Origin of the sequence: Aminobacter sp. UC22_36 (assembly GCF_044056035.1) — a bacterium.
Lineage (GTDB): Bacteria > Pseudomonadota > Alphaproteobacteria > Rhizobiales > Rhizobiaceae > Aminobacter.
This window is the reverse complement of record NZ_CP171995.1, coordinates 505291-520726: the sequence shown is the minus strand read 5'-3', so window position 1 is coordinate 520726 and position 15436 is coordinate 505291. Positions and strand designations below refer to the sequence as shown.

Annotated in this window: 14 protein-coding genes; 8 read left to right on the top strand and 6 right to left on the bottom strand. The window is 63.3% G+C overall.

Features of this window, described 5'->3' with window-relative positions; translation table 11 throughout:
* Positions 1 to 90: 90 nt before the first annotated feature.
* The 5 genes from repA (at position 91) to ACHMW7_RS02255 (ending at position 4797) form a co-directional block, all read left to right on the top strand.
* Positions 91 to 1284 carry a plasmid partitioning protein RepA gene (gene repA, locus ACHMW7_RS02275; protein ID WP_395446270.1) on the top strand — a complete coding sequence of 398 codons (1194 nt, stop codon included), beginning with the start codon at positions 91 to 93 and terminating at the stop codon, positions 1282 to 1284.
* Positions 1285 to 1295: 11 nt separating this feature from the next.
* Positions 1296 to 2351 (top strand): plasmid partitioning protein RepB, encoded by a 1056-nt coding sequence (gene repB, locus ACHMW7_RS02270; protein WP_395446269.1) that lies wholly within the window; start codon positions 1296 to 1298, stop codon positions 2349 to 2351.
* Between the two features lie 258 nt (positions 2352 to 2609).
* Positions 2610 to 3818, top strand: coding sequence for a plasmid replication protein RepC (gene repC, locus ACHMW7_RS02265; protein ID WP_395446268.1), 1209 nt, complete (start codon positions 2610 to 2612; stop codon positions 3816 to 3818).
* A 96-nt stretch (positions 3819 to 3914) separates the two neighbouring features.
* Entirely contained in the window at positions 3915 to 4286 is a 372-nt protein-coding gene (locus ACHMW7_RS02260; RefSeq protein WP_395446267.1) for an antitoxin Xre/MbcA/ParS toxin-binding domain-containing protein, read from the top strand.
* Complete coding sequence (locus ACHMW7_RS02255) at positions 4279 to 4797, top strand: RES family NAD+ phosphorylase (RefSeq protein ID WP_395446266.1); 519 nt, start codon at positions 4279 to 4281, stop codon at positions 4795 to 4797. Before ACHMW7_RS02260 ends, ACHMW7_RS02255 begins: the two co-directional genes overlap by 8 nt.
* A gap of 4 nt (positions 4798 to 4801) precedes the next feature.
* On the opposite strand, the gene ACHMW7_RS02250 is transcribed toward ACHMW7_RS02255, so the two are convergent.
* Positions 4802 to 5986 (bottom strand): site-specific integrase, encoded by a 1185-nt coding sequence (locus ACHMW7_RS02250; RefSeq protein ID WP_395446265.1) that lies wholly within the window; start codon positions 5984 to 5986, stop codon positions 4802 to 4804.
* Between the two features lie 198 nt (positions 5987 to 6184).
* On the opposite strand from ACHMW7_RS02250, the gene ACHMW7_RS02245 reads away from it, so the two are divergent.
* On the top strand, positions 6185 to 7420 hold the full coding sequence (locus ACHMW7_RS02245; RefSeq protein ID WP_395446264.1) for an RHE_PE00001 family protein: 1236 nt from the start codon (positions 6185 to 6187) through the stop codon (positions 7418 to 7420).
* A 136-nt stretch (positions 7421 to 7556) separates the two neighbouring features.
* Here ACHMW7_RS02245 and ACHMW7_RS02240 read toward each other — a convergent pair whose 3' ends face one another.
* From ACHMW7_RS02240 to ACHMW7_RS02220, 5 genes are read right to left on the bottom strand one after another with little or no spacing between them, the layout of a single operon-like run.
* Positions 7557 to 9155: an AMP-binding protein gene (locus ACHMW7_RS02240; protein ID WP_395446263.1), complete on the bottom strand. Its 1599-nt coding sequence runs from the start codon at positions 9153 to 9155 to the stop codon at positions 7557 to 7559.
* A 29-nt stretch (positions 9156 to 9184) separates the two neighbouring features.
* The gene (locus ACHMW7_RS02235; protein WP_395446262.1) at positions 9185 to 10288 is read right to left on the bottom strand and encodes an ABC transporter ATP-binding protein; all 1104 of its coding nucleotides are present in this window, start codon (positions 10286 to 10288) and stop codon (positions 9185 to 9187) included.
* A 40-nt stretch (positions 10289 to 10328) separates the two neighbouring features.
* Complete coding sequence (locus tag ACHMW7_RS02230; RefSeq protein ID WP_395446261.1) at positions 10329 to 11354, bottom strand: aldo/keto reductase; 1026 nt, start codon at positions 11352 to 11354, stop codon at positions 10329 to 10331.
* A 56-nt stretch (positions 11355 to 11410) separates the two neighbouring features.
* Positions 11411 to 12154 (bottom strand): SDR family NAD(P)-dependent oxidoreductase, encoded by a 744-nt coding sequence (locus ACHMW7_RS02225; protein WP_395446260.1) that lies wholly within the window; start codon positions 12152 to 12154, stop codon positions 11411 to 11413.
* A 35-nt stretch (positions 12155 to 12189) separates the two neighbouring features.
* A complete protein-coding gene (locus tag ACHMW7_RS02220) occupies positions 12190 to 13044 on the bottom strand; it encodes an amidohydrolase family protein (RefSeq protein ID WP_395446259.1) in 855 nt (284 codons plus the stop codon).
* Here ACHMW7_RS02220 and ACHMW7_RS02215 point away from each other — a divergent pair.
* Positions 13025 to 14680: an FAD-binding oxidoreductase gene (locus tag ACHMW7_RS02215; RefSeq protein WP_395446258.1), complete on the top strand. Its 1656-nt coding sequence runs from the start codon at positions 13025 to 13027 to the stop codon at positions 14678 to 14680. The two genes, ACHMW7_RS02220 and ACHMW7_RS02215, sit on opposite strands and share 20 nt — an antisense overlap.
* A complete protein-coding gene (locus ACHMW7_RS02210) occupies positions 14677 to 15411 on the top strand; it encodes a FadR/GntR family transcriptional regulator (RefSeq protein ID WP_395446257.1) in 735 nt (244 codons plus the stop codon). The genes ACHMW7_RS02215 and ACHMW7_RS02210 overlap by 4 nt, the downstream gene beginning before the upstream one ends.
* Positions 15412 to 15436: the final 25 nt, after the last annotated feature.

Below are 15436 nucleotides of genomic sequence, written 5' to 3'. Positions count from 1 at the left end.
AGCGCGGCTGCCGGATGGCGTGAGGGGACTAAAGACTTGGTTGGGGCAGTTCAAGCACGGGCGGAAAACGCGAGCGAAGAGACCGAGGTCATGGCGACTGATCGCGCTATTGCACGCGACGCCGAGATGTTGTCGGCGCAATTGCAGGCGATGCGTGACCGGCTGTTTTCGCCGACCTCGAAGAAGGCATTGCGCAAGTTCTCGAGCGGCGAGGCAGCTCGCTTGATCGGTGTCACCGACGGTTATCTGCGCCAGCTCTCCATTGCCGGTGAGGGGCCGCAGCCCGAGACCGGGGCAGGGGGGCGCCGCTATTACGCCCTCGACGACATCAACGGGTTGCGCCGGCATCTCGCCGAGCAGAACCCGACCAAAGCGCGCCATTATCTGCCGCGCCGCGATGCTGCGCGCGACGAGCATTTGCAGGTGATCGCCGTCACCAACTTCAAGGGTGGCTCGGGCAAGACCACGACCAGCACACATCTCGCTCAGCATTTGGCGCTCGCCGGCTATCGTGTGCTCGCCATCGATCTCGATCCGCAGGCCTCGATGTCGGCGTTGTTCGGCTACCAACCCGAGCTCGACCTGAACGGCAACGACACGCTGTATGGCGCGATCCGCTATGACGAGGAGCGTCGTCCGCTCTCCGAGATCATCCGTCGCACCTATTTCGACGGGCTCGATTTCGTGCCGGGAAATCTCGAGCTGCAGGAGTTCGAGCACACCACGCCGCAGATGCTGGCGGCGCGCCAGGCCGGCGACAGCAAGGCGATGTTCTTTGCCCGCGTACAAGAGGCGCTGCAGACCGTTGCCGACGACTACGACGTCGTTGTCATGGACTGCCCGCCGCAGCTCGGTTTCCTGACCCTGTCGGCGTTGTGTGCCGCGACCTCCGTGCTGGTGACCATTCACCCGCAGATGCTCGATGTCGCCTCGATGAGCCAATTCCTGTTCATGACCGCTGATCTGCTGTCGGTGGTGCGCGAGGCAGGCGGCGAGTTGAATTTCGATTTCATGCGCTACCTGATCACCCGTTACGAGCCCAATGACGGGCCGCAGACGCAGATTGTTGGTTTCTTGCGCTCGCTGTTTGGCGATCGCGTGCTGACTGCGCCTCTGGTCAAGTCGACGGCCTTCTCGGACGCCGGCCTGACCAAGCAGACGCTTTACGAAGTGGCGCGTGAAAACTTCAGCCGCGTCACCTACGACCGCGCGATGGAATCGTTGACAGCTGTCAACGACGAGATCGAGGCCCTGATGCTTAAAGCCTGGAACCGGGCGGGCTGAGGGAGGCTGAGATGGCACAAAACCGCAAGGATCAGCTCAAGGCGCTTTTTGGTACGGCAGATGCAGCACCGACGCCTGTCGCCCCGGAGGCGAATGCACCGGCCAAGCCTGTGGAATCCGAGGCTGTGGCGCGGCCGCGCAGCGCCTCAGGTGCCGTCAAGGCGATGGGGTTGTCGCTCGGCGGTCTCTCCAGGGAGATCGAAGAGGCGCGCCGGCTCAAGGAAAGTCTCGACACCGCCGAGCGTGTGATCCAGATCGACGCGGCGCTGATCGAGGCGTCGTTTGTTGCCGACCGGCTCGATCATGGCGCACAGGACGACGATTTTGAAGCGCTGGTCGCCAGCATCGAAGCTTCCGGGCAGCAGGTGCCGGTGTTGCTCAGGCCGCATCCTGACAAGCCCGGCCGTTATCAGACTGCCTATGGCCATCGCCGCGTGCGCGCGGCAAACAGGCTCGGCATTCCCGCGCTGGCGATCGTGCGGCCGCTCTCCGACGTCGAGCTGGTGCTGGCCCAGGGCAAGGAAAACTCCGAACGGCGCGATCTGTCCTTCATCGAACGCGCGCTGTTTGCCCATGAGCTGATCGGCCTTGGCTTCGAACGCGGCCTCGTCCAGGACGCACTGTCGCTGCACAAAGCCGAGATGACACGCTTCCTGCAGGTGGCAGATGCGGTGCCCGAGCACATCGTGCGCGCCATTGGTGCCGCACCCAAGGTTGGACGGCCGCGCTGGATGGCGCTGGCCGAGCTGCTGAAGGGCGAGGCGGCGCGCGTCAAGGCCGATGACGAGACCACCAGCGAGCGGTTTCGGGCGGCGGCGAGCGATGAGCGGTTCAACCTGCTGTTCACGCGGCTGCAGCGCAGGGGCCAGCCGGTTGTCGGTGGCGCGCGCGAAATCCGTGACGGCAAGGGCAGGGCACTGGCGCATCTGACTGTTACCAAGGGCAAGGCCAGGCTCGATTTCGTGGAAAAGGTTGCCGACGGGTTCGAGGATTTTCTGGGCGAGGAGTTGCCGAGGCTGTTGGAAAGCTTCGAACAGAAGCGCGGCAGAGCAGCCGGGCGAGACTAGATTTGTCCACGGCCCACGAAACAGGCGCATGCTTCACCGCAGCGCTACCCGTGGACGAGGAGCGTGAAGTGTCCGTACCAATGCGTAGAGGATCGGAATCAGAAAGATAACCGGCAAGAAAAAGGCCCCCGAAACGTCGCCATTCCGGAAGCCCTCATCAATGTAGCAATTGTGAGAGAATCATTTCCGGGCTGACTTGTCAACCACTGGACGCGTTCTGGAACGCCTTTGGCTTGCCTCCAAGTGAGGTGAACGAGGATGATCGAGCATATTTCGACGACGCCCTTTGGGCGGCGGTCGCTTTCGCTTGCCATGGTGGCAGGGCAGATGGCGGCCGACAGCTGTACGCCTGGCGCCAGCGCCAACAAATGGCAGGTGTTTCGCGCCGTTTGCGAGGCCAAGGGACTGCTGGGGGCGAGCGATCGCGCACTGGCCGTGCTGAATGCGCTGCTAACTTTCCATCCGGACACCGATCTGGTGGAAGGGGAGGGGCTGGTGGTGTTTCCATCCAACACGCAGCTGGCGCTCAGGGCACATGGCATGGCGCCGGCGACGCTCAGGCGGCACCTGTCGGTGCTTGTTGACTGCGGCCTTGTGGTGCGCCGCGACAGCCCCAATGGCAAACGCTACGCCCGCAAAGGCTTTGATGGCGCGATCGAACAGGCTTTCGGTTTCGACCTATCACCGCTTCTCGCCCGTGCCGAAGAGTTCGAACGGTTGGCCGAAGCTGTCAGGGCCGAGCGGCGGGCGCTGTTGCTGGTGCGCGAGCGCATTACCATCTTGCGCCGCGACATTGCCAAGATGATCGCCTTTGGCCTCGAGGAGGGGATTGCGGCCGACTGGCAGCGCCTGCATCGCGAATATCGTGAGATCGCGGCCGCCATTCCGCGTACGGCGAGCCGGCTTGAGCTCGAGCCGATTGCCGCAGAGCTTGCCCTGCTTGCCCAGGAGGTGCGCAAGACGCTGGAAAGTCACGTTAAATCTGAAGAAACAAGCGCCAATGAGTCTCATTTTGAGCGCCACATACAGAATTCAAATACACAACCTCATGAATTTGAACCCGGCCTCGAAAAAGGCCACGGGACGACCGGTGCGGTGAAACCTGAAACCAAGAGCCAGCCGCCAACGGGATATCCGCTTGGCATGGTGCTGCGTGCCTGCCCCGACATTGCCGATTACGCACGACACGGCATTTCGGGCTGGGCCGATCTGGTGGAGACGGCAAATCTGGTGCGCGGCGCGCTCGGCGTCAGTCCGGATGCGTGGAACCAGGCCTGTGAGGCAATGGGGGCGGTGGATGCGGCGATCATGGTGGCGGCGATGCTGCAGCGGGGCGAGGCGATATCAAGCCCCGGCGGCTATCTGCGCAGCCTGACGGCGAAGGCGAGCGCCGGCGAATTCTCGATCGGGCCGGTGCTGATGGCGTTGTTGCGCGGTAGGGGAGGGGCCCAGGCTAAGGCAGGGTGAAAATCAAGCTGCGCGGCGAAGCCGGATTAGCTTGAATTGGGCGTACAATGAGCACATATTGACAGCATGGATATCAAACTGCGACAGGAGCGTGTCATGGCAGCTCAGAGCTTGGGAATGTCGGCGGCCCATTTCGGTGAGGCACGGTCGCAATTCCTGTCGGCCCGGCGCGTATCGGAGTTGCTGGGCGTGACCCAGGCCGATTTGGCCCGGCTCGTTGGCGTTGCCCGCAACACACTGACCGCACGTTCTGGTGCGCGCAAGGTCGATCAGGCGTTGAGTCCGGTCGTGCGTATTCTGGCTATGGCGGCCGAGATGGCAGGCGACGAAAACCGTGCGGTGATCTGGTTTAAGCATCAGCCTATTCCAGGCTGGGCCGGCAAGACGGCCTATGACCTGGTCGGCGAGGGCAAGGCCGACAAGGTTCTGGCCTATCTGGAGGCGGTGCGCTCCGGCGTTTATGCCTGAGGCGGCCTCGCAGCAGCATCGCACGTTGTGGCGGGCCTTCGTGCCGCGCTGGGCGCACATGCCGCTCTCAGGAGAGGGGGCGGCACGGTTTGGCGGACGCTGGAACCCGGTCGGCGCGCCGACGCTCTACGCCGCCTGTGAGCTCTCGACCGCCTGGGCCGAATATAACCAGGGTTTTGTCCAGCATCCGGCGCTGATCGCCCAGTTGAAGCTTGCCGATGCGGCCCTGGCTGAGCTGACCGATCCGACGGTGCTGCAGGAATTCGGCGTTGACCCGGCCATTCATCGATGCGAGTGGCGCGCCGATCTCGACGAGGGCAGGACGCCAGAAACCCATCTGCTTCGGCAACGGCTGCTTGGCGAAGGTTTCGACGGCGTCGTCTACCCTTCCTTCATGTCGCCTGGCGGCAGCTGCGTCGCCCTGTGGCACTGGAATAGCCCGGGTAAGCCCGGGCTGAAGGTTGTCGACCCCGATCAGCGCTTGCCGAAGACACCCGCTTCCTGGCTTTAGACAATCAGACCAGCAACCTTGCGGCGCGGCCGAGCCGGCGTTCGGCATCGTTGTAATAGCGCGCGGCCTGGTTGATCGATCGGTGCTGCGACTGTTGCATGGCGTCGAGCAGCGGAATGCCGCGGCGTGCCGCTTCGGTGAGATAACCCGAACGCAGGCCATGCGCCGAGAATTCGCTGGGATCGAGCCCGGCGGCAGCGATGCGGCGCTTGAGGATCAGATTGACGGCTTGCGGGGTCAAGGCGCGGCGCTGGACATGGCCCCAGCGGTTGATGGCGCGGAACACCGCACCGTCGCCGAGCTTGGCCCGGGTCATCCAGTCCTGCAGTGCAAGGACCGGGCGGCCGATCAGGAACACCTCGGCGGCACCATCGGCGTCGCCAGTCTTGGTGCGGCCGAGACGGATCTTCCAGCATGCCAGCACGCCGCCATCGGGATCGTCGGGATCGGCCGGCACCGGCTCCTCTTCGACCAGTTGCTCGAGCCGTAGCGCGGCCACCTCGCTGCGGCGGCGCCCGCCCGAGGCAAAGGTCAAAAGCAGCAAGGCGCGATCGCGGCAGTCGGCCAGGCTGTCGCCAGCGCAGGCCTGCAGCACAGCGGCCAGGACATCTGCCGTCACCGCCTTTGGGCTCTTGCGCTGGCGTGGCCGTTCGGTGGCGCGGACGGCGAGTTTGACCGCACTTTTGAGGCCGGGCGCCTTGAACGCGCCGACCAGGCCGCGCCATCTGGTCAAAGTCGACCAGCTCGACAGCTTGCGCCGGACGGTCGCCGGCGCATGCGGTCTTTTGGTCATCCGCAACAGGCCCTGGTCGCCCAGCGACGCCGCCACGCCTGCGGGCATGCCATGCGACACATCGGTTTCGCGGCGGGAAAAATCCCACAAATGATGGGCGACGAACTTCAGCAGCAGCGGCTCGGGTGCTGGCCACGGCAGGGCTGCGCCGGTGGCAGCCAGACACCAGGCCTCGAGGTAAAACAGATCGGAGGCGAGCGCGCGCAGCGAGTTTTCACCCAGACCCTGCTGGGCCAGGTGGCGCAAGGTGGCGACATCATCGTCGCTGAGCATGCCCGCCAACTGCTCGCGCCGGTCGAACGGCAAGATGCCGTCGAGGGCATCGAGCGCCTCGGCCCGGTGGGCGATGCTGTGCGCCTGATCGCCGTCGCTGACGGGTTTGGGACGTTTGGCCATCAGGCGCGCCTTTTTCAGCGGGATTCCGTGCCGCAAACGGCCGGGTTGAGGCCGGATTCTAGCGTTTTCGGGCCTGATTTCAATCAATATCGATAAGAGTTGATTATCGATAGTTAGAATAGGGAAATCGGCAATCCTGCATGACTAAAGGTAGTAGACAGATAGCTTTATCATCGATCGTTGTGTTAAGGTTAATCAATGCCTTACGATGTTACCGCATTGCCCCTGACAGAGCTGGTCGGCCCCGCCATGCGGGCGACTGCGGCCCTGGTGCGGCTCGACGAGCGCATCGCCCGCTCGCCGGTTGGGGAGGGCTTTGTCGCGCGTTGTCATTTTGCCGATGCGGTCGCCGCACTGTGGCTCGATGGCGAACTTGTGCACCTCGAAGACCTGGTGCTGCACGACGCCCATATGGATCTGCGCGCGCCGACCCATGAACTGACCCGGGCCCACGAAGTCCTGCGGCTCAGGCGCCAGGTCCTGGCCAACAAGCCGGACTGGGCGCTTGGCCGCGAGGGTTTTGCCACGCTGTGCGGGCGCGGCACCGTGCCGGCCACACAGCCACCGCTGCCGGATGTGCAGGCGCCGGTTTCAGGGGAGGGCAGTGCGAGGGTCGATGATGCGGATGGTGACCCGGATGGCGACAGTCTTGGCGCCGCGAGTCCTGGATCTACGAGCCCTGGCTCTACGAGTCTTAGCGCCGAACTGGCGGCGCTGGATGCGGCGCTCAGCCGGGCCAATGCGTCGCTCGACAGGGCGCGCGAACCAGTGGCATCAGAATCGCTTGCCGGCGAGATGGGTCGCAACGATCGCCCAGCCGCTGCTTCGGCTGCATTGGCCGGCAAAAGTTCCGGCGAGCGAAGTCCATGGCTTTATGACAGCGATTGGGACGAGCCGGCGCGGCTAGGCGAATGGCAGGGAGGGCTCCAGCAAAACGCGTCATTGCCGCCACTGTTGCGTGCTGCGGTCGCCTTCGATGCCTGGACCGTGGCCACGCCGCTGCAGCATGCACCGTGGCTCGGCCGTCTGCTTGTCTCAGCACTGTTGCGCCAGACGGGGACAACGACGGTGCATCTGGCAGCGCTTTATCTCGGCGCCCGGGCCGTTGGTCGCGAGCGTCGGCAGTCGCGCGACCGAACGACGAGGCTGCTGGCCTTTGTCGACGCCGTCCATGAAAGCGCTGTCGCCGGGATCAAGGAACACGACCGGCTGATCCTGGCCAAGGCGCAGATGGAGCGGCGGCTCAAGGGCCGGCGGTCGACGTCAAAACTGCCGCAGCTGATCGAGCTGGTGTTGTCGCGGCCGCTGGTCAGCAGCGGCATGATCGAAAAGCAACTCGGCGTCACCACTGCCGGTGCGCTCAATCTCATCGGCGAACTTGATCTGCGTGAGGTCACCGGCCGGGGACGATATCGCGCCTGGGGGGTGATGTAGGAAAGCCTCGCCGCGGCGCGCGGTCGCTCACGCGACGGGCGCGCTTTGGTCACGCCGGGATGTTGCTTGCCAAGCATCGCCCGGGTCGTTGGCAGTTCGATGATCGAGGCCGGCACGGCTGGTGTCTCGTGCCCCACTATCCTGCCGCGTACTGCCGAAGCACAAATTTCTTGATCTTCCCGGTCGCCGTCTTGGGCAGTTCGCCGATCACAAATCGACGCGGGATCTTATATCCAGCAAGATGAGCTCGACAGAATGCACGCAGATCATCAGTGGTCACAGTCGCGTCCTGCCTGGTCTCCAGATAGGCGCATGGGACCTCGCCCCATTTGGGGTCAGGAGCCGCAACGACGGCGGCCAGCAATACGGCAGGGTGTTGGTGAAGTACGTTCTCCACTTCGAGGCTGGAGATGTTCTCGCCGCCTGAGATGATGATGTCCTTGGATCGGTCGCGGATTTCGATGTTCCCATCGGGGTGGCGGACAGCGAGGTCGCCGGTGTGGAACGCGCCGCCGTGGAACGCGGCCGCTGTTGCCTCGGGGTCGCGATAATAGCCGGCCATCAGCGTGTTGCCGACCAGCACGATCTCGCCCATCGACCGGCCGTCCGCCGGCAACTCCCGCCCCGCTTCGTCGACGATGTGCACCCGTCCCGCGGTCAGATGCCGTATTCCTTGCCTGGCGAGTTTAACTGCCTTTTCGGCAGGTGGCAGCGCCCGCTCTTCCTCGGACAGATCGTGTATCGTGGCCGGCCCGTAGGATTCGGTCAGTCCATAGAGATGAATGAGGTCGAAGCCCAGTTGGTCCAGTTGCTCGATCAGCGTGCTCGTTGGTGCCGCACCACCCGTGGCGATGGTAACGCGGCGAGCAATCTGACGCTTTGCTCGGGCAGGGTGGTCGAGCAGCATGTAGAGGACTACAGGCGCACAGGACATGTGCGTGACGCGGTGCTCTTCGATTTCACGGAAAATCAGCGCGGGATCAATGCGGTCGAGACAGACATGCAGCCCGCCTGCCGCCGTGACCGCCCATGTGTGGCACCAGCCGTTGCAGTGGAACATCGGCAAAGTCCAGAGATAGACCGAGCGTGGCGTGAGCCCAAGCGACACGGCGTTGCCCAGTGCGTTGAGATAGGCGCCGCGATGGTGATAGACGACACCTTTGGGACGGCCCGTGGTGCCCGAGGTGTAGTTCAGGCAGATCGGCTGCCATTCATCGGTGACGGCAGCCAGATCGAGCGGCCGCGTGATCCCGTCGTCGACAAGAATGTCGATGTCTTTGCCGGAGCCCGGAGCGGTGTCGCCATCCATGAATGTGAGGCACGGAATTCCAGTCGTTTCGGCCGCTGTCTTGGCGACGGCAAGGCAGTCGGGGTCGGAAAGCACGAGACTGCTCTCGGAGTGACCAAGGATGTAGCCGACGGTATCGGCATCGAGTCGGGTGTTGACGGTGTTCAGAACGGCCCCCAGCATCGGCACGGCAAAATGCGCCGCCAGCATTTCCGGCCGGTTGCCAGCCATCACTGATACGATGTGGCCCGCTTGCACCCCCTGAGCTGCAAGACGTGCGGCGAGCCGCACGACCAAACCGGCGAATTGCCGGTAGCTCCATGATCTGCCGCGCCATGCGACTGCCGGACGCTCGGCATGAGCCTCGGCCGAGCGCAGAAGGAAATCGAGGGGCGTCAGTGGCCGGTGGTTAGCCGGCCGGGGAGCAAGATGAATGTCGTTGCGCATGGGCAGTATCTGTTGCGTACGAGTGAAGTTCAGGCTGCGGAGGCAAGTCTGGCGGTAAGGCAGGCCGAACCGTTTGCCGCGTCGAAAACATGCAGCTTGTAGCGATCGGCAGTCAGGTGAATGGTCTCGCCGCGCACGATCTTGCTCGCACCGTCCAGCTTGGCGACCAGTGGTTCGCCAGCGCCGATGTCGACATAGGCAATTGTCACCTCGCCGAGATGCTCGACCAGCGAAACCGTGCCTGAGAGCAACGGCACGTCTGAACCTGCCAGACGCAGGTCCTCCGGCCGGACACCGAGCTTGACCGCCGTGCCCTGCGCCCTGACCTCGGCGTCGGGCGGCAAGTCGATGGTCGTGCCACGAACGCCAAGCCGCGCCGGCTGCTGTGACAGGATCTCGGCGTCGACAATGTTCATTGCCGGCGAGCCTATGAAACGGGCGACGAAGAGATTGGCCGGCCGATCATAGAGTTCGAGCGGCGAGCCGACCTGCTCGATCCTGCCGCCATTAAGAACCACGATGCGATCGGCAAGGGTCATCGCCTCGACCTGGTCGTGGGTGACATAGACCATCGTGGTTCCAGGCAAGCTCTCCTTAAGCCGGGCGATCTCGATGCGCGTGGCGACGCGAAGTGCGGCATCAAGGTTGGAGAGGGGTTCGTCGAACAGGAAAACCTTTGGGTCGCGCACGATGGCACGGCCGATGGCCACGCGCTGGCGCTGTCCGCCGGAAAGCTGGCGCGGCAGCCGCTCGAGATAGTCCGTCAGCTGCAGCATCGCCGCGGCCTTGCGAACGCGTATGTCGCGTTCCGATTTGGACAGGCCGGCGATCTTCAGCCCGAAACCCATATTGTCGGAGACAGTCATATGCGGGTAGAGCGCGTAGTTCTGAAACACCATGGCGATGCCGCGCTTGGCCGGCGCTACGTTGTTGACCACCGTGTCGCCGATGGCGATGGTGCCGTCGCTGATCTCCTCGAGGCCGGCGATCATCCTGAGCAGCGTGGACTTGCCGCAGCCGGACGGGCCGACGAAAACCACGAATTCACCGGACTTGATGTGCAGGTCGATGCCATGGAGCACCTCCATCGAGGCGTAGGATTTCCTCGCACCCTTGATCGTAACGTCGGACAAAACTTCCTCCCAAAAATAATCGAGTAACGGGCGCCGCCTCTCAAAGAGAGATCGGCGCATCGGCATGGATCAGTCCTTCATGCTTCAGTTCGGCCCACAGGTCGGCTGGTATGTCGCGCCTGACATGGGCAAGGTTGGCGGTGACCTGATCGCGAGCAAAGGCGCCCGGGATGACGCAGGTGACTTGCGGATGGAGCAGGGGAAACTGCAGTGCCGCCGCAATCAGCGGCACCCCATGGCGGGCGCAGACCGCGGCGATCTTCTCCGCTTTCACGAGTTGCGCGGGGGTCGGGTCGGCATAGTTGTACTTGGCGTTCGGCACCGGCCCGGTGGCATAGAGTCCGGAATTGAAGACGCCACCGATGATGAGGCCGACATTGCGTTCGACGCAGAGCGGGATCTCGGCATCCAGCGTCTCTTGTTCGCCAAGCGTGTATTTCAGGGCAAGCAGGAGGAAATCCATGTCGAACAGTTCGAGCAGGCGCGGAATCATGCCCAGCTCGTTGATTCCTGCGCCGATGGCCCGGATCATGCCGGCGGCCTTGAGATCGGCCAGGGCCCGGTAACCGCCATTGGCAAGTTGAGCCAGCTTGGCCGCCACCATGGTCTGCGATCCCTGGTGCCACACGTCGAGGTCGTGGATAACGAGCAGATCGACCCGATTCATGCCGAGGCGTTGCAGGCTGTCCTCGTAGGCGCGCATGACGCCGTCATAGGTGTAGTCAAAGTGGTGCTCGAAATGCAGGCCGCCGGCCCAGAACCCGGTGTCGAAACGTTCCGGCCGAGCAGGGGCGCGCAGAATCCGGCCGACCTTCGTCGACAAAATCAGCTCGTTGCGCGGCTGACGGTAGAGGAACCGGCCGACACGGTGCTCGCTTTGGCCCCGGCCATACCATGGAGCCGTATCGTAGTAGCGGATGCCCGCATCCCAGGCTCCGGCGAGCGTCGCCTCGGCATCATGTTCGGTGACCTTGGTGAAGAGTTCGCCAAGGGGAGCCGCGCCGAAACCGATCTGCGGCAACATGACGTCGGTGCCGCCCAGCCTGCGTGTCTGGAATGGTTCCATCTGAGTTTCCTCTATTTTGCTTCGCTTGCCTGCCAAGGACGGGGCGGATCACTGAATCAATAGGTTGCGCGACCACCGGACACGTCGAACACCGCACCGGTCGAGAATGAACATTCCTCGGAGGCCAGCCAGCAAACGAGGCTCGAGACCTCCGAAACCTGACCGAAGCGGCCGATCGGTATCTTTGAAAGCATGAAGGCAATGTGCTGCTCGGTCATTTGATCGAAGATTTCGGTTTTTACGGCAGCAGGCGTCACCGCGTTTACGCGGATTTCGGTTGCGGCGAGCTCCTTGCCAAGCGACTTGGTCATTCCGATCATACCGGCCTTGGACGCCGAATAGGCTGACGCGGTCGGATTGCCTTCCTTGCCCGCAACGGAGGCTATATTGACGATGCGGCCGTAGTTGCGCTCGCGCATCATCGGAATGACTGCCTTGCAGGCAAGGAACGCGCCGGTGAGGTTGACCTCCATCACCTGCCGCCAGGCGTCGGCAGGATAGGTTTCAAGCAGTGTGTTCGGACCGGTGATGCCGGCGCTGTTGATCAGAATATCCAGCCGGCCGAAGCGGTCGTGGGTCATGCGCGCTGCTACGGCAATAGACGCTTCATCACTGACATCGGCGGCAAGGCCGAAAGCACCGGTGCCAAGCGAAGCCGCCGCCTTTTCTGTGCGCTCGCCGTTGACGTCGACCAGGCACACCGAAGCGCCCTCGGCGACCATTCGGGTTGCGATCTCAAGAGCGATGCCGCCGGCACCGCCGGTGATCAGCGCGACGCGTTGTTTGAACCTGTCAGACATGGATGTTCCTTCTCGGAGGATTGAGGATGGTTCGCTCAGAGTGCGAGACGGTAAGTGCGGACGGCATTGTCGTGCCAGAAGCCGCGTTGTTCGTTGGCGCTGACGCCCTTGAGATATTCGTCCAGAATTTCGATCCAGCGCGTCGGTGGCACCGCCTGGAGCGTCACCGGCCAGTCGCCGCCGAACATGGTCCGCTCAAGACCGAACTCGGCGAAGGCCACGTCCATGAAGGGTTTGAGCGTGGCCGGGTGCCAGTTCTGCGCGGCCTCGGTCGCCACGCCGGAAACCTTGCACACGACGTTCGGAAACCCGGCCAGCTCCCGCATCTGTGCGGACCACGGCTGCAACTGGGAATCCCGAATAGCCGGCTTGCCGATATGATCGAGGATCATTGGCACCTCCGGTAGCGCCTCGACGAATTTCAGGACATTGGCCATGTGGCGGTAGTCGACACAGATATCGAACGAGAGGCCGTGATCGGCCAGCGTGCGCACCCCTTCGATAAAGTCCGGCCGCAAGCAGAAATCGATGTCGTCCTCGAACTGGATGATACGGCGGATACCGCGCAGAATCGCATGGCGGCCGAGCCGAACGAGGTCGTCTTCGACCGCACGCCCCTTCTCCAATGGCGCCCAGGCAACCATAGCCTTGATGCGCGGGTCGATCCTGGCCTGCTGCACCACCCAGTCCGCTTCCTGTTCGTAGGCGGCAAAGTCAGCTTCGCACTGGACGAAGACCATCGCCTCTACGTCCACGGATGCGAACGCCGCCCGGTAGTCGTCGAGCAAGTAGGGCCTGTTGAGCAGCTTGTTGCCCTCCAGCCATGGATAGGAAATCCGGGCCGGGTCCCAGAGATGCAGATGGGTATCGATGATCGGAATGCTTGGCATATGCATTTTCTCGTACGCGCTTTGTCCGGCTGGGACGCGTTGGCAGGGATCGGGATGCCTCGCACCGGAGGACTCGTTCTCTGTCGCGTCGCGAGCTGCCGCATCTTTTGAGCACGATCATTCCATCAGCCCACTTGTGCCGGCGAGGGAGATATGTCACATATCAGGTTGTAGGACAACCGTATTGTTGAGCGATAGGCCGAGAGAGTTTATGCAGGTGACCGCCGAGCTACAGGAGAAATGCATCGCCGAGATCGCTTTGATCGTCGGCGCCGGCGGCGTTCTCCGCGGCGCCGAAGTGGGCGCGCGCTATGGTCAGGACTGGTCGGGCGACAACATTGGCACGCCGCTCGCCGTGGTCCGGCCGCGCACCACCGAGCAGGTCTCGCAAGTCGTTGCGGTCTGCGCACGCCTGGGCCTCGCCGTGGTTCCTCAGGGCGGACATACCGGCCTCGTCGGTGGCGCGGTGCCTTCCCAGGCCGGAACCGAAATCGTGCTCAGTCTCGAATTGATGAACCAGATCGGCGAGCTGGACGAGCGCAATTTCAGCATGGTGGTGCAGGCCGGCTGCGTGCTGGAGACGGTGCGGGAACATGCGGCGCAACGCGGTTTCGTCTTCCCGCTGGCGCTCGGCTCGCAAGGCAGTTGCCAGATCGGCGGCGCCATCGCCACCAATGCCGGCGGCCTCAATGTGCTGCGTTACGGCATGATGCGCGAGTTGGTGCTCGGCGTCGAGGCGGTGTTGCCCGACGGGCGTGTGTGGAACGGCCTCAAGGCACTACGCAAGGACAATACCGGCTACGACCTCAAGCAGCTCATTCTCGGCTCCGAAGGTACCATCGGTGTCGTGACGGCAGCGACCCTCAAGCTGTTCCCGGCGCCGACGCAGATCGAGACGGCGTTCGTTGCCTTAAGCTCGGTTGCCGCAGTCATCGATCTGTTTGGTAGCGCGCGTCGCGAACTCAGCGATCTGCTGTCCGCCTTTGAACTGCTGACCCAGGATGGGATTGAGATTTCCGGCAGAGCCAGTCCGCTCGCCACCGTGTCGCCGGTCTATGTGCTGATCGAGGTTTCGGCCAGCGGACTGGTGGACGCCCGCGCATTGCTGCAGCAATTTCTCGAACGGGCGCTGGAGCTGGGCCTGATCACCGACGGTGCGTTAGCCGCCAGCGCTGCCCACGCTTCGTCGTTCTGGCAGATCCGTGAGGAGATCATCGAGGCACAGCTCCGCCGCGGTCGGCATTTGCGCACCGACGTTTCCATGCCGATCTCGGCGATCGAGGTTTTCATCGGCAAGGCGGAGGTGGCGATCAAGGCGCTCTCGGCGGAGGCGATCGTGCTTGCCTATGGCCATATCGGTGACGGCAACTTGCACTTCAACGTCGTGCCGCCGCAGCACTTGGACCAAGCGGGCAAGATGGATTTCCTGCATCGTTGCGAAGAGGTGATCTTTGCAATCGTCGACGGATTGAACGGTTCGATCAGTGCCGAACACGGCGTCGGGCGGATCAAGCGCGAGGCCTTCCTGGCGCGGATCTCTCCCGTCCACGTCGACATGCTCAAGGCTATCAAGGGAGCTTTCGATCCCAAGGGCATCATGAACCCCGGTCGTATGCTGGAGGAAACCGTTCGATGAAAATCAACACGCTCGACCGCCCCGTCCGCCTTCCCGCGCGCATCGCCGAAGCCTTGAAGCAGGAGATTGGCGAGGGCCGTCTGCAGCCCGGCGACCGCTTGCCGACCGAACAGTATCTGGCCGAGAATTTTGGAGTGAGCCGCAACGTCGTTCGCGAAGCGATCGCACAGCTGCGCTCATCGGGCATTGTGCAGTCGCGTCAGGGCGTGGGTACCGTCGTTTCGCACGGCGATGTCGACAGGCCGTTTCACCTCGACATCGATGCCAACGGCGACCCGCAACAGTTCCAGCATGTCTACGAACTGCGCATGGGCATCGAAATGCAAGCCGCTGCACTTGCCGCCCAGCGCGGTGATGCAACTCAGTTCGCCGCCATCGCCCGCACGCTCGACCGCATGCAGGAAGCAGAAAAATGGGAGGCCGAGGGCGTCGATCTTGACATCGAGTTCCACCTCGCCGTGGCCACTGCGTCCGGCAATCCGCTGATCGCCGATGCCATCAACTTCCTCACCGGCAAGATGCGCGAGACCATCGTCGCAACACGCGAGCGCTCCGGCGAGGTTATCGGCGAGGTCAAGCGACTGACGATCGATGAGCATGCTGCCATTTGCGCCGCCATCATCGGCCGTGATCCGGAAGCCGCCCGGCGCGCGGTAGCCGCCCACATCACCAAAGCCGCGCACAGACTGGGCTACGAGCTGTCACGCGACGGCGACAACGGAGACCAGTAACACCCAGTCAACCGGACCAGGCAAG

Coding starts and splice junctions, on each gene's coding strand:
- ACHMW7_RS02250 (WP_395446265.1), bottom strand. CDS start 5,986: ATGGCCAAACGTCCCAAACCCGTCAGCGACGGCGATCAGGCGCACAGC.
- repB (WP_395446269.1), top strand. CDS start 1,296: ATGGCACAAAACCGCAAGGATCAGCTCAAGGCGCTTTTTGGTACGGCA.
- ACHMW7_RS02230 (WP_395446261.1), bottom strand. CDS start 11,354: ATGGAACCATTCCAGACACGCAGGCTGGGCGGCACCGACGTCATGTTG.
- repC (WP_395446268.1), top strand. CDS start 2,610: ATGATCGAGCATATTTCGACGACGCCCTTTGGGCGGCGGTCGCTTTCG.
- ACHMW7_RS02255 (WP_395446266.1), top strand. CDS start 4,279: ATGCCTGAGGCGGCCTCGCAGCAGCATCGCACGTTGTGGCGGGCCTTC.
- ACHMW7_RS02220 (WP_395446259.1), bottom strand. CDS start 13,044: ATGCCAAGCATTCCGATCATCGATACCCATCTGCATCTCTGGGACCCG.
- ACHMW7_RS02260 (WP_395446267.1), top strand. CDS start 3,915: ATGGCAGCTCAGAGCTTGGGAATGTCGGCGGCCCATTTCGGTGAGGCA.
- ACHMW7_RS02215 (WP_395446258.1), top strand. CDS start 13,025: ATGATCGGAATGCTTGGCATATGCATTTTCTCGTACGCGCTTTGTCCG.
- ACHMW7_RS02240 (WP_395446263.1), bottom strand. CDS start 9,155: ATGCGCAACGACATTCATCTTGCTCCCCGGCCGGCTAACCACCGGCCA.
- ACHMW7_RS02225 (WP_395446260.1), bottom strand. CDS start 12,154: ATGTCTGACAGGTTCAAACAACGCGTCGCGCTGATCACCGGCGGTGCC.
- repA (WP_395446270.1), top strand. CDS start 91: ATGGCGACTGATCGCGCTATTGCACGCGACGCCGAGATGTTGTCGGCG.
- ACHMW7_RS02210 (WP_395446257.1), top strand. CDS start 14,677: ATGAAAATCAACACGCTCGACCGCCCCGTCCGCCTTCCCGCGCGCATC.
- ACHMW7_RS02245 (WP_395446264.1), top strand. CDS start 6,185: ATGCCTTACGATGTTACCGCATTGCCCCTGACAGAGCTGGTCGGCCCC.